Here is a 13,316-nt window from a genome sequence, read left to right as displayed (position 1 = left end):
CCATTGGGCACCCCCCCCGTCGGGCACCCCCCTTGCGCGTGCGGGGAGACGGGCGGGTCGCACGGTTTAACGCACGCGCAAAGAATAGAGTCCAAGCGCGTGCGGAAGGGAGCGCTTCTCCCTATTTTCCCAGCAGGTGCCGCACGGCGGCTATGGGGTGCTTCTTCAGCATCCGGGGGCCGGCGTAGCGCATGACGGCGCGGATGCGGTCGCGTTCTTCGGGCTTGTAGCAGTGGTTGCCGCACTGCTCGCACGACGTTTTCGCGTCCATCTTGCGGCAGCGCTCGGTGCGCAGCACGGCGTAAGCGTCGATGGCGGCGCAGTCGGGGCACACGGCCTCGCCGCAGTGGGCGGTTTCGGTGCGCGCGCTCGCTTCGTGGTTGTCGGCGCAGTACAGCGCCACCATCTGCGAGATGGTGCGCTTCTCTCGGATGCGGCGCTGGGCGGTTTTCGGGCTGTCCTGTGTTGGCATATGCGATCTTCCTTCGTGGTCTCAGCGCGAGGATACCAGAAGAGCCCGCTGCGCGCACGCGTGATTTGCCCGCGAATCGGCAGGATGCGGGATGCAGGATGCGGGTTCGGGACGGGGGGGGGACGCCCTCGCCCCTTTTGCAAAATCGTTGCTTGTTCTCGCATGCCCCGGTACCGTAAAATGGCTTGACATGCCGATGGAAGGGGTCGAGGTGAACGCACTGCTCGCGTGGTTCGCGCGCGTTGAAGAGGTCATGGCGTTCAAGGCGATTCGCCAGGGGCTCATCCTCACCATTCCCGTGCTGCTCATCGGCTCGTTCAGCCTCATCTTCCTCAACCTGCCGCTGCCCGGTTACCGGGAGTTCCTCGCCGCAACCCCGTGGTTCAAGAACCTGTTCGACGTGTCGTACGCCGCCACGCTCGGCATCTTCTCGCTGTACGTTGCCGTGGCCATCTCGTTGCGCTACGCGCATGCCTACGCCGGCCGGTTCGGCGACTTCTTCACGCAGGGCGCGCCGTTCGCCGCGCTCGCGGCCTACCTCATGTGCGTGGGATTCGGCTCCGCAGGCTTCGACAAGGTGGTGCTCAGCACGCGCTCGCTGTTCATCGCCATCATGTGCGGGCTGCTGTCGTCCATGGTTTACTGCCGGCTCGTGCGGGCGCTGCCGTCCAAGCGCCGCTACGGCGACAACATCGACGGCGTGTTCAACCAGGCCGTCACGTCGCTCATCCCCATCGGCCTCGTCGTGGCGCTGTTCGCGTGCGTGAACGTGGCGGTGACGTCGCTGTTCGGCGTGGAGAGCGTCGAGGCGCTGTTCTTCGCGAGCGTGAGCGCGCTGTTCCCGCTCGCGTCGGCCACCCTCGGCAGCGGGCTATTGTACCTGCTCATGAACAACGTCATGTGGTTCTTCGGCATCCACGGCGGCAACATGCTGGACGCGGTGGCCCAGAGCATCTTCGTGCCCGGCACAGCCGCGAACGCGGCGGCGCTCGCGGCGGGCGGCGAGCCCGTGCAGATCGTGACGAAGACGTTCCTCGACGTGTTCGCCTCCATCGGCGGCGCAGGGGCGCTTCTGTCGTTGCTGGTGGCCATCCTGCTGTTCGGCCGTCGGCGCAACGTGCGCCGCTTGTCGGCGTTCGCCGCGCTGCCCATGGTGTTCAACGTGAGCGAGATCATGATGTTCGGCCTGCCCGTGGTATGGAACCCCGTGCTGTTCGTGCCGTTCATCGTGGTGCCGCTCGTGAACATGGTCATCGCCTACGCCGCCATGGCCGTGGGCCTCGTGCCGCCCGTCATCATGGACGTGTCGTGGACGACGCCGCCCGTGGTGGGCGGCTACCTGGCCACCGGCTCCGTGGCGGGGGCGGTGCTGCAGCTGGCGTGCATCGTGCTGGGCGCGCTCATCTACCTGCCGTTTCTTCGGTGGTACGAACGCGTGGCCACCGAGCGCGAGAACGACGAGTACCGCGCCCTCATGGCCGTGTGCGTGGAAGCCGAGCGTGCCGGGCAGAACGTCGAGCTCACCGCGCTGCCGGGCGCGCTCGGCGCCATGGCGGCGTCGCTTGCCGAGGACGTGCGCCTCGCGGTGGAGCAGCGCGCACTCGCCATGCACTACCAGCCGCAGTTCGACACGGCGGGGCGGGCCGTGGGGGCCGAGGCGCTGCTGCGCTTCGAGCATCCGCTGTACGGCACCGTGTACCCGCCGCTCGTCATCCAGCTGGCGCAGGAGACGGGCGCGCTCGATGCGCTCGAACGCGCCGTGTTCGAATGCGCCCTCGACGACGCCGTGCGCATGGAGGCGCTCGCGCACGCCGGCGCCGTGCATCCCGCGTTCAGCGTGAGCATCAACGCCACGGCGCGCCTGCTGCAAGACGAGGAGGGCGTGCAGTTCATCATCGACGGCGTGCGCTCGCGCGGCCTCGATGCCGGGCGCGTGGTGGTGGAGGCCACCGAGCGCGAGGCGCTGCGCTGGGACGAGGGCGCCTCGGCGCTGCTCGAGCGCCTCGTGGATGCCGGCATCCCGCTGGCCATCGACGACTTCTCCATGGGCCGCACGTCGTTCCAGTACCTCGAGACGAGCGTGTTCACCGTGGTGAAGCTGGACGGCACCATCGCGAAGGGCGTGCTTGCCAACGAGCGCTACGCCGACATCGTCTCGTCCATCACGCATCTGTCGGGCCAGCTCGGCTTCACCGTGCTGGCGGAATACGTGGAAACCGCCGAGCAGCGCGACCTGCTCGAGCGCCTGGGATGCTCCTTCTTCCAGGGGTACCTGTACGCCCGCGCCCTGCCGTTCGACGAGATGGCGGAACGGGTGCGCACGGTCGGCGCGGGGGAGCGCGCAGAGGGCGCGCCGGTTTCGGCGTCGCGCTAAAGCGATTCCTTCATAGCGCGCTTGTTGCGGTACATCGCCTGGTCGATGTCGCGGATCGTCTCGTCGGCCTTGGCTCCGCCGGGACGGTACACCTCGAAGCCGCAGGCGAAATCGATGCCGCGACGCTTCGCCTCCCCGTGCGCGTCGGCCAGCGCGGACTCGAACGCGGCCACGTCGTCGTCCTTGGCGATGAGGGCGAACTCGTCGCCTCCGATACGGTAGGGGGTGGCCACGCCGGCGAACGAGACGGTGAGTATCTCCGCGAACGACACGAGGTGCTCGTCGCCCACGTCGTGGCCGAAGCGGTCGTTGATGGACTTGAAGTCGTTGATGTCGGACAGCGCGATGATGCGCGGATGGGCGGAGCGCTCCATGGCCTCGATCTCCTTGGCGTAGACGGAGCGGCTGTAGATGCTCGTCAGCGTGTCGAGCGTGGAATAGTGCACGTTGAGCAGCAGGTAGTAGGCGATGATGGCGACGGCGGAGCAATCCCAGCTGATGAAGCGGTAGGAGAGCCCGATCTCCATCCACATGCCGATGGCGAGCAGCACGATGACGCAGAGCAGGAACAGCCGCTCGGTTTTCTTCTGCCGCGTGTGCACGGTGCCGAGGCGTGCGATGAGCATGACGATGTAGAACACCGAAATCCCGATGGGCACGAAGAACAGCGGCCCGCGCGCGTACGTGTTCGCCTCCGTGATGGTGAACACCACGTTGAAGAACAGGCTGAGAAAGCAGATGAGGACGTTCGCCAGAAGCGGCAGGTACTGCAGCTTCGCCAGCTTCCCCTTCTTGAAGATGCTGAACAGCAAAAACGGCACGACGGGGGCCGCCGCGAAGTTGAAGAACGAGGTGACGCGCCTGAACGCCCAGGCGTAGCCGTCCGATCCCCGTTGGGCGAACACGAAGTCGAGCGATATGTCCAACAGCATGAAGAGGGTGGCGCCGATGGCGATGGTGAACAGCTTCGTCTGCTTTTTGTCGAACAGCGGGTTCGAGCGCACGATGAACAGCAGAAAGAAAAGCCCTGCAAAAGGAACCAGATTCACCGAGAGCGCATCCATAAAGTCCACGGGCGATCCTTTCAGCAAGCCGCGCGCTCCAAGTATAGAGTATCCCCCTCGAAAACAATGCGGCATCGGCCAGTTTCGCGATGCATCGCGCACAAAGCGGTCGGGGGATCGGTTGCGGGTTCGGCACGCGCCGGTTGCCTCGGCGATGCCTCCGGCGGCAAATGCGAACATAATGTGCAAAATCTTTGGAAAGGGAACTCTTGTTCTTGTTTTGTGGGTAATTGCCACTTGCTGCGGTACAATAAGCATTTGCACAAAGAAGCATCCAGAAGCGCAGGGCGCCTTCGCTCCGGAAACGGACGGCGCGCTGCGAACACGAGGAAGAAGCACACGCCACATGGGACAGAACGCCATCGTCATCAAAGGTGCCCGCGAGCATAACCTCAAGGACATCGACCTCACCATCCCGCGCGACGAGCTCGTGGTGATCACGGGCCTGTCGGGCAGCGGCAAGTCCTCGCTTGCGTTCGATACGATGTACGCCGAAGGCCAGCGCCGCTACGTCGAGAGCCTGTCGAGCTACGCGCGCATGTTCTTGGGCCAGATGTCGAAGCCCGACCTCGACAGCATCGACGGCCTGTCGCCCGCGGTGTCCATCGACCAGAAAACCACGTCGAAGAACCCGCGCTCCACGGTGGGCACCACCACCGAGATCTACGACTACCTGCGCCTGCTGTTCGCGCGCGTGGGCGTGCCGCACTGTCCCGAGTGCGGCCGCGTCATCAAGAAGCAGACCACCGACCAGGTGACCGACGAGATCCTCGCGCTGGCCCCCGATGCGAAGGCCATCATCATGGCGCCCGTGGTGACGGGTCGCAAGGGCGAGTTCACGAAGCTGTTCGCCGACCTGCAGAAGGAGGGCTTCTCGCGCGTGCGCATCGACGGCGAGATCGTGAAGCTGGACGGCGAGCCGCGCACGCTCAACAAGAAGATCAAGCACTTCATCGACGTGGTGGTGGACCGCGTGCAGCTCAAGGAGAGCGCGACGAGCCGCATCGCCGAGGCGGTGGAGCTGGCCACGAAGCTGGCCGACGGGCGCGTGCTCGTGCAGGTGCTGGGCGACGACGGCAAGCCGCTCGGCGAGGGCGGCGGGCGCTCGTCCGGCGCGACGGGCGGCCTCGGCGCCGGCGAGCACATCTTCTCGCTCGCGCTCGCGTGCCCCGAGCACGGCCACTCCATGGACGAGCTGCAGCCGCGCGACTTCTCGTTCAACGCGCCCTACGGCGCGTGCCCCGACTGCCTCGGCATCGGCAGCCGCGAAGAGGTGGACGCCTCGCTCGTGGTGCCCGACCCGTCGCTGTCGCTCAACGAGGGCGCCATCGCGCCGTTCAAAACCGGCAACTACTACCCGCAGGTGCTGCGCGCCGTGGCCGCGCACCTCGGCACCGACGCCGACACCCCATGGGAGGACATGCCCAAGAAGGCGCAGGAGGGCATCCTGCGCGGCCTGGGCACCACCAAGGTGCGCGTCGACTACGTCACCGTGGACGGCCGCGAGACGTACTGGTACATCGAGTGGGAAGGCGTGCTGGCCGCGGTGCAGCGCCGCTACCAGGAGGCGCAGTCGGACGCGCAGCGCGAGAAGCTGGCCAGCTACTTCGCCATCGTGCCCTGCCAGACCTGCGGCGGCAAGCGCCTCAAGCCCGAGATCCTCGCCGTGACGGTGAACGATCGCTCCATCCACGACGTCACCGAGATGAGCGCGGCCGATTCGCTCGCGTTCTTCGACGGCCTGTCGTTCCACGGTTCGGAGGAGCACATCGCGGGTCCCATCGTGAAGGAGATCAAGGCGCGCCTCAAGTTCTTGGTCGATGTGGGCTTGGATTACCTCACGCTCGAACGCGCGACGGCCACGCTGTCGGGCGGCGAGGCGCAGCGCATCCGCCTGGCCACGCAGATCGGCGCGGGCCTCATGGGCGTGCTGTACATCCTCGACGAGCCGTCCATCGGCCTGCACCAGCGCGACAACGAGCGCCTCATCGCCACGCTCGAGCGCCTGCGCGACCTCGGCAACACCGTCATCGTGGTGGAGCACGACGAGGACACCATCCGCAGCGCCGACTTCGTGGTGGACATGGGTCCCGGCGCGGGCGAGCACGGCGGCGACATCGTGGCCATCGGCACGCCCGAGGAGATCATGCGGACGGAAGGCTCGCTCACGGCCGACTACCTGTCGGGCCGCCGCCGCATCGAGGTGCCCGAGAAGCGCCGCAAGCCCCGTCGCGGCTCGCTCAAGCTCACCGGCGCCACTGAGAACAACCTGCACAACGTCACGCTCGAGGTGCCCTTCGGCACGCTCACCGTGGTGACGGGCGTGTCCGGCTCGGGCAAGAGCTCGCTCGTCACCGACACGCTGGCGCCGGCGCTCGCGAACCGCGTGAACCACGCGCACCGCCGCACGGGCGCGTACCGCAAGATCACCGGGCTCGACAAGATCGACAAGGTGATCAACATCGACCAGAGCCCCATCGGCCGCACGCCGCGCTCGAACCCGGCCACCTACATCGGCCTGTGGGACGACATCCGCGCGCTGTTCGCCTCGACGCAGGAGTCGAAGGCCCGCGGTTACTCGCCGGGCCGCTTCTCGTTCAACGTCAACGGCGGCCGCTGCGAGGCCTGCAAGGGCGACGGCCAGATCAAGATCGAGATGCACTTCCTGCCTGATATCTACGTGCCGTGCGAGGTGTGCGGCGGCGCGCGCTACAACCGCGAGACGCTGCAGGTGACGTACCGCGGCAAGAACATCGCCGAGGTGCTCGACATGACCGTGGAGGACGCGCTCGCGTTCTTCGAGAACATCCCGGGCATCAAGCGCAAGCTGCAGACGCTGTTCGACGTGGGTCTGGGCTACATCCGCCTCGGGCAGCCCGCCACGACGCTGTCGGGCGGCGAGGCGCAGCGCGTCAAGCTGTCGAGCGAGCTGCAGCGCCGTCAAACCGGCAAGACGTTCTACATCCTCGACGAACCCACGACGGGCCTGCACTTCGAGGACGTGCGGCAGCTGCTCGAGGTGCTCGACCGCCTCGTGGACGCCGGCAACACGGTGCTCGTCATCGAGCACAACCTCGACGTCATCAAGTGCGCCGACCGCATCATCGACCTCGGCCCCGAGGGCGGCGAGCGAGGCGGCACCGTGGTGGCGCAAGGCACCCCCGAGGAAGTCGCCCAAGTGGAAGGCAGCTACACCGGCCAGTTCGTGAAGCGCATGCTGGAGGACGGCAGGTTGTAGAGAGACGCTCCTCACGCTGGAGGCGAGAAGAATGCGCGGCGTTCAACCTGGGGGATGGGGCCTCGCGGCGGCCGCGCGGCTAGGGGCCCCGCCGGTTGAACGCTGCCGCATGGGGAAGAGGGCGAGGGCGGGCGATCCCCCCCGCATAGCCCTCATTCCTCCCTCCTCCGGGGGAAATTGTGCGGTGGGGAAATTCCGGGGGTTTTCCTTGACGAAACGGGTAGTATGTCACCCGCGCGGGAGAACGAACGCGTTGGCCCGCGGGGGCGGGCCGGTTGGATCGGGACCATCTTTCGGAGGATAACGTGGCGGAAACAGCTGCGGTGGCGGGGAACCGCCACGTCGCGCGCGGGGTCGTGTGCGCTCTTGCGGGCGGCATTTGCTGGGGATTTTCGGGTACCTGCGCCCAGCTGCTCATGAACGATTACGGCGCGCCCGCCACGTGGATCACCTGCGTGCGCATGGTGATCGCCGCGGTGTTCTTCCTCGTGCTGACGGCCGTCAAGAACTGGCGCGACCTCGTGGCGGTGTTCCGCGACTGGCGCTCGCTCGTGCAGATTGCGGCGTTCGCCATCTTCGGCGTGCTGCTCACCCAGCTCAGCTACCTCAACGCCATCGGCTACACGAGCGCGGGCGTGGGCACCACCATCGAGCAGGTGGGCCTCGTGTTCATCATGCTGTACGTGTGCGTGCGCGCGAAGCGCTTTCCCAAGCTGCGCGAGGCGGTGGGCCTCGTGCTCGCGCTCGGCGGCATGCTCATCATCGCCACGCAGGGCGAGATCGACCAGCTGGCCATCCCGGTGGAGGGTCTCGCGTGGGGCCTCGTCTCGGCCGTGGCGCTCACCTTCTACACGCTCATGCCGGTGCACGTGCTGAAGAAGTGGGGCTCCATGCTGGTGACGGGCCTCGCCATGCTGTTCGGCGGCTCCACGGCCTCGCTCGTCATCCAGCCCTGGACCATGCCGGTCGACCTGCCTGCGGGCGGCCTGGCCGCGCTCGTGGCCATCGTGCTCGTGGGCACGCTGGGCGCCTACATGCTGTACCTGCAGGGCGTCAACGACGCGGGTCCCGTGAAGGCCAGCCTGCTGTGCTGCGTCGAGCCCGTGTCGGCCATGGTTCTCGCGCTCTTCTGGCTGCACACGCCCGTGACCGGGTGGGACCTCATGGGCTGCGGCCTCATCGTGGTCATGATCTTCCTCGTCACCGAGCGCGAGCCGAAGCCTGCCGCGGGCGAGCCCGCGCTGGCGGGCGCCGCCGCCTACGACGATCCGCCGCTGTTCGCCGGCCGCGCCTCGGTGCTGGGCTACTACACGAGCCGCCCCGCCACGCGCGACGACTTCGAGCGGGCCGCGGCGCTGCTCGACGTGGGGCATCGGACGTTCGCGGAACTCGGCATCGACGAGGGCCGCAGCAAGAAGTACCCCTCGGCGCGCCGCCTCATGCACTCCATCAAGAACGGCACCACGCACGTCATCGAGGATGCCCACGGCGCCATGATCGCGCTGTTCGCCGTGTCGTTCTCGCCCGACAAGAACTACGAGCGCCCCATCGACGGCGCGTGGCTCACCGACACGGACGCCCGCCCGCAGCCCTACGCCGAGCTGCACTGGGTGGCCGTGGACTACCCGGCGCGCCGTCGCGGCGTGGGCATGTTCATCCTCGACAAGGCCGACCAGATCGCGCGCGCCGGGGGACGGGCGAGCGTGCGCGCCGACGTGTACCCCGAGAACGGGCCCATGCAGAAGCTGCTCGAAAAGCACGGCTACGAGCGGTGCGGCACCATCACGATGAAGGACGTGTTCGGCCGCGAGAAGCGCCGCGTCGGCTACGAGCGGATGCTGCGCTAACGGCGGCGGTATTCCCCTTTGACGTGGTGTTTTGATCGGTCGCCCAAAACATGGGCAAAACTCTTGCAAAACATCTTTACCGCGGTGTTCAGACGTGCGACAATGCGCTGATGCATCGTGGGCGTCGGGTCCCGGGCGGGCCCGGCATCGCGCGTGCCGAACAGGATCGAGGGGAGGAGGAAGCGTGGGTCAGACGATCGCATCTACCCCCAAGCAGGACGGCGGTTCCGTCGCATCGGGCGGCCATGTGGTTCGCGGCATCGTCTTCGCGGCGCTCGGCGGCATATGCTGGGGCTTTTCCGGTACGTGCGCGCAGCTCATGACGAGCGGCTTCGGCGTTCCCGTCGCCTGGATCACCTGCGTGCGTCTGCTGCTGGCAGCCGTCATCTTCCTTGTCGTGTGCGTCGTGCGCGAGCCGCGCAACCTGGTGGCGGCGCTGCGCGACAAGCGCTCGCTCGGCCGCATCGCAGCCTTCTCGCTGCTGGGCGTGCTGCTGACGCAGGTCAGCTACCTGTCGGCCATCTCCTTCACGAACGCGGGCACCGGCACGGTGCTCGAGCGCCTCGGCCTCATCGTCATCATGGGCTACGTGTGCCTGCGCATGAAGCGCCTGCCGCGTCTCAAGGAGGGCATCGGCCTCGTGCTGGCCATCGGCGGCACCTTCCTCATCGCGACGAAGGGCAACTTCGGCTCGCTCGCCATTCCGGCCGAAGGGCTGTTCTGGGGCATCGTCTCGGCGTTCGCGCTCGCGTTCTACACGCTCCTTCCCGGCAAGGTGCTGGAGAAGTGGGGCAGCTTCATCGTGACGGGCCTCGCCATGCTCATCGGCGGCGTGGTGGCCACCGCGGCCGTGCAGCCGTGGACCATCCCCGTGGACGTGTCGCCGGCGCTGCTCGGCGTGCTCGGCGCCATGGTGCTCGTGGGCACGTTCGCCGCCTACCTGTTCTACCTGCAGGGCATCACCGACGCCGGCCCCGTGCGCGCCGGCCTCGTGGGCTGCGTCGAGCCCGTGTCGGCCACCGTGATCTCGGCCGTGTGGCTGGGCACGCCGGTGGGCCTCGTGGACATCGTGGGATGCGCCATGATCATCGGCATGGTGTTCCTCGTCACCGAGCGCGAGGAGGGTTCCGGCGGCGCGGCGGCCTACGAGGGCGCGGCGTACGACCTGCCGCCCTTCCAGGGACGCGCCACCGAGCTGGGCTACTACAAGGCCCGCCGGGCCACGCGCGACGACTTCGAGCGCGCGAAGGCGCTGCTCGAGGACGGCCATCGGGCCATGGCGGCCCTCGGCATCAAGGAGGGCCTCAAGAAGTACCCCTCCGCGCGCCGTCTCATGCGCTCCATCGACGAGGGCAAGACCTACGTCGTGGTGTCGACGCCCGAGAGCGAAGCCGCCGACGAGGCCGCATCCTCCGATGCCGAGCGCATCATCGGCATGTTCGCGCTCAACCCGCAAGGCGACCCCGCCTACGCGCACATGACGGGCGCGCGCTGGGTCACGGAATCGTCGTCGCCCGACAACCCCGCCTATGCGGCGCTGCACTGGGTGACGGTTGCCGCCGACGCGCGTCGGCGCGGCGTGGGCGGCTACATCCTGGGCACCGCCGAGCGCATAGCCAAAGACGACGGCAAGATCAGCGTCTGCTGCGACATCTACGAGGACAACGTCCCCATGCGCGAGCTGCTGCTGTCGTACGGCTACGAGTTCTGCGGCAACGTCGAGATCCATTCCCGCCTCGGGCGGGTCAAACGCCGTGCCGTCTTCGAGCGCGCCTGGTAGCCCGACCGTCGCGCTTCCGAGCGCACTTCAAGCACATCGAACACGCCGGGCCTTCCGCAACGCGGGGGCACGGTTGAAGACTGGATTTTGAGAAGAAAGAGATACGCCTGTGCAATTCCGCAGAACGCGCGAACGCGATATCGACCGCATCATGGCCATCCTCGCCGACGGGCGCGCCTCGCTCGCCGCGCTCGGCATCGATCAGTGGCAGGGCGGCTATCCTCACCGCGCCGTCATCGAGGCCGACGTGGCGCGCGGCGACTCGTACGTCGTCGAGGACGAGGGCGGCGTCATCGCCACCGCCATGATCGGCTTCGCGGGCGAGCGCGACTACGACCGCATCGAAGAGGGCGCGTGGCTCACGGCGTGCACCTCGAACGACCCTTGCTACGGCGTGGTGCACCGCGTGGCCGTGGACTCGCGCGCCTTGGGCAAGGGGGCCGCCACGGCGCTGCTCGCGCGCGCCGAGGACCTGGCCCGCGCCAACGGCAGCGCGAGCGTGCGCATCGACACGCATCCCGGCAACGCGCCCATGCGCAGCTTGCTGGCGAAGGCGGGCTACACGCAGTGCGGCATCATCTACATCGCGCACGCCGAAGAGGGCACGCCCGAGCGCATCGCCTACGAGCGGCTCGTATAGCCTCGGCGCACCGCCGTTCGTCCACCGCTTCCTGTCGATATTTTGTCGCTCGCGCTCCAAAGCGGGCGGCGGGGCGGGGAGCGGTATACTATAGGCATTATGTCGGTTCAATCACGCGAAAAAATAGCATTGGCGGTGTTCGCCGCCCTTATCGTGCTCAGCCTTTGCGGCCTGGGCTGGTACCTCGTTGCCGGGCACTCCTGGAACGTGGCCGCATCGAACATCGACGACACGTTCGGCAGCATGGACGGCTACACCGCCATCGTGTACGCGGGCACCGCCGCGCTCGAGGAGGAGGCCGACGAAGCCGCGGATGCCGCGAAGGATGCGAAGAACGCGAAGGATGCGGATGCCGCCGCGAAGGGCGCGCCCGAGACGGCGCCGGACGGTGCAGAGCCGTCCGCTTCCACGACGCCCCCGGTCGATCCCGACGAGGAAGCGCCAGCGGGGTCGAAGAAGCCCGCGACGAGCTCGGCGGGCAAGGGGAAGCTCTCGAACGGAACGTCGTCGAAGGATGCCAAAGCGCCCGTGACCGTGGACGACGCCCAGAAAAGCTACGAGGACAAGAAGGCCACCGTGTTCTCGCTCGACACGGTGAACATCGAGCAGTACCGCGAGGGCACCATCCTGAAGAAGGGCGATCACCGCTTCGGCGTGTTCAGCGTGACGGGCCCCATGACGCCGTACGCGCTCAAGAAGCAGGTGGAGTACTTCGAGCTGCACAAGGTGGACTTCATCGTGGCGGTGACCGCCGACAAGGCGTACGTCGAGGGGGCTTCGGGCATCGACATCGTCATCTCCACTCAGGACGAGGACCTGTTCGTGATGGGGGAGACCATCGACGGCACCTTCTACGTGGACGCGCCCGAAATCGGCAAGGTGGGCACCATCCTCATCTCGCCGAGCAACGTCGTGTCGGCGAAGGTCATCGAAGAGCTGTGATCGTCAGCGCCTCGAGAAGGACCGACATCCCGCGGTTCCATTTCGATTGGATGATCAGGCGCTTCGAAGAGGGTTTCGCGCTTGTGCGCAACCCCATGAACCGCACCCAGGTGAGCCGCGTGAGCCTCGCGCCCGACGCGGTGGACTGCATCGCGTTCTGGACGAAGGACCCGCGCGTGCTGCTCGCGCGCAAAGACGAGCTCGACCGCGCAGCGCCCGCGCCGTACTTCGTGCAGTTCACGCTCAACGCCTACGGCGCCGACGTGGAAGCGGGGCTGCCACGCAAGGCGCAGCTCCTCGAAACGTTTCAGCAGCTCGCCGCGGCCCTCGGCCCCGAGCGCGTCGTGTGGCGCTACAGCCCCATCCTCCTGGGAGGCCCCTACACCCTCGAGCATCATCTGCACTGGTTCGAGACGTTCGCGGCTCGTCTCGAAGGCAGCACGTCGGCCTGCCGCATCAGCTTCCTCGACGTGTATCCGAAGATCGCCGGACGCATGGCGACGCTCGGGCTGACGTCCGTGCCGGACGCGGAGAAGGCTGCGCTCGCGACGCGGTTGGCCGAGCTGGGGGCCGCGCACGGCATCGCGGTGGGCGGCTGCGGCGACGAGGCGCTCGACGACGCGGGCCTCGCGCATGCGGGCTGCATTGACGCCGCGCTCGTGGAGCGCATCGCGGGCGTGCAGGCGGGACGGGCGGCGGGCGCTTCGCAGCGCGGCGTCTGCCGGTGCGCGCCGAGCGTGGACATCGGCACGTACGACACGTGCGCGAACGGGTGCGTGTACTGCTACGCGAACCCCGGCACCGCGTCGGAGGCGCACGGGGCCGCCGAGCCCTGGCGGCTGCGACGCTACGACCCCGCGTCGCCTTTGCTGTGCGACGAGCTGGGGCCCGACGACGTGGTGACCGAACGGGTCGCGCGCAAGCTGCCGCCCGCGCCGCCGCGTTTGTTCTGAGGGCGG

9 protein-coding genes are annotated in these 13,316 nt (G+C 67.6%); 7 read left to right on the top strand and 2 right to left on the bottom strand.

Annotated features, from left to right (window positions below):
- Positions 1-121: 121 nt before the first annotated feature.
- A complete protein-coding gene (locus C1876_RS06990; RefSeq protein WP_114546000.1) occupies positions 122-472 on the bottom strand; it encodes a nitrous oxide-stimulated promoter family protein in 351 nt (116 codons plus the stop codon).
- Between the two features lie 211 nt (positions 473-683).
- Between C1876_RS06990 and C1876_RS06985 the strand changes: the two genes are divergently transcribed.
- On the top strand, positions 684-2,846 hold the full coding sequence (locus tag C1876_RS06985) for a PTS sugar transporter subunit IIC/EAL domain-containing protein (RefSeq protein ID WP_158544639.1): 2,163 nt from the start codon (positions 684-686) through the stop codon (positions 2,844-2,846).
- Here C1876_RS06985 and C1876_RS06980 read toward each other — a convergent pair.
- Complete coding sequence (locus tag C1876_RS06980; protein WP_244910070.1) at positions 2,843-3,910, bottom strand: GGDEF domain-containing protein; 1,068 nt, start codon at positions 3,908-3,910, stop codon at positions 2,843-2,845. The genes C1876_RS06985 and C1876_RS06980 overlap by 4 nt on opposite strands.
- A 346-nt stretch (positions 3,911-4,256) precedes the next feature.
- Between C1876_RS06980 and uvrA the strand changes: the two genes are divergently transcribed.
- The 6 genes from uvrA (at position 4,257) to C1876_RS06950 (ending at position 13,310) form a co-directional block, all read left to right on the top strand.
- A complete protein-coding gene (uvrA, locus tag C1876_RS06975) occupies positions 4,257-7,148 on the top strand; it encodes an excinuclease ABC subunit UvrA (RefSeq protein ID WP_114545997.1) in 2,892 nt (963 codons plus the stop codon).
- Positions 7,149-7,453: 305 nt separating this feature from the next.
- Positions 7,454-8,995: a GNAT family N-acetyltransferase gene (locus tag C1876_RS06970; RefSeq protein WP_114546005.1), complete on the top strand. Its 1,542-nt coding sequence runs from the start codon at positions 7,454-7,456 to the stop codon at positions 8,993-8,995.
- A 184-nt stretch (positions 8,996-9,179) separates the two neighbouring features.
- On the top strand, positions 9,180-10,775 hold the full coding sequence (locus tag C1876_RS06965) for a GNAT family N-acetyltransferase (RefSeq protein ID WP_114545996.1): 1,596 nt from the start codon (positions 9,180-9,182) through the stop codon (positions 10,773-10,775).
- Between the two features lie 109 nt (positions 10,776-10,884).
- On the top strand, positions 10,885-11,415 hold the full coding sequence (locus tag C1876_RS06960; RefSeq protein ID WP_114545995.1) for a GNAT family N-acetyltransferase: 531 nt from the start codon (positions 10,885-10,887) through the stop codon (positions 11,413-11,415).
- Between the two features lie 135 nt (positions 11,416-11,550).
- Positions 11,551-12,357, top strand: coding sequence for an alcohol dehydrogenase (locus C1876_RS06955; protein ID WP_244910069.1), 807 nt, complete (start codon positions 11,551-11,553; stop codon positions 12,355-12,357).
- The gene (locus tag C1876_RS06950; protein WP_114545993.1) at positions 12,354-13,310 is read left to right on the top strand and encodes a DUF1848 domain-containing protein; all 957 of its coding nucleotides are present in this window, start codon (positions 12,354-12,356) and stop codon (positions 13,308-13,310) included. Before C1876_RS06955 ends, C1876_RS06950 begins: the two co-directional genes overlap by 4 nt.
- Positions 13,311-13,316 lie beyond the last annotated feature (6 nt).

Origin of the sequence: Eggerthella sinensis (assembly GCF_003339815.1) — a bacterium.
In the GTDB taxonomy this organism is placed as follows: domain Bacteria; phylum Actinomycetota; class Coriobacteriia; order Coriobacteriales; family Eggerthellaceae; genus Eggerthella; species Eggerthella sinensis.
The sequence above is the reverse complement of the archived record's forward strand: the minus strand, read 5'-3'. Positions and strand labels throughout refer to the sequence as shown.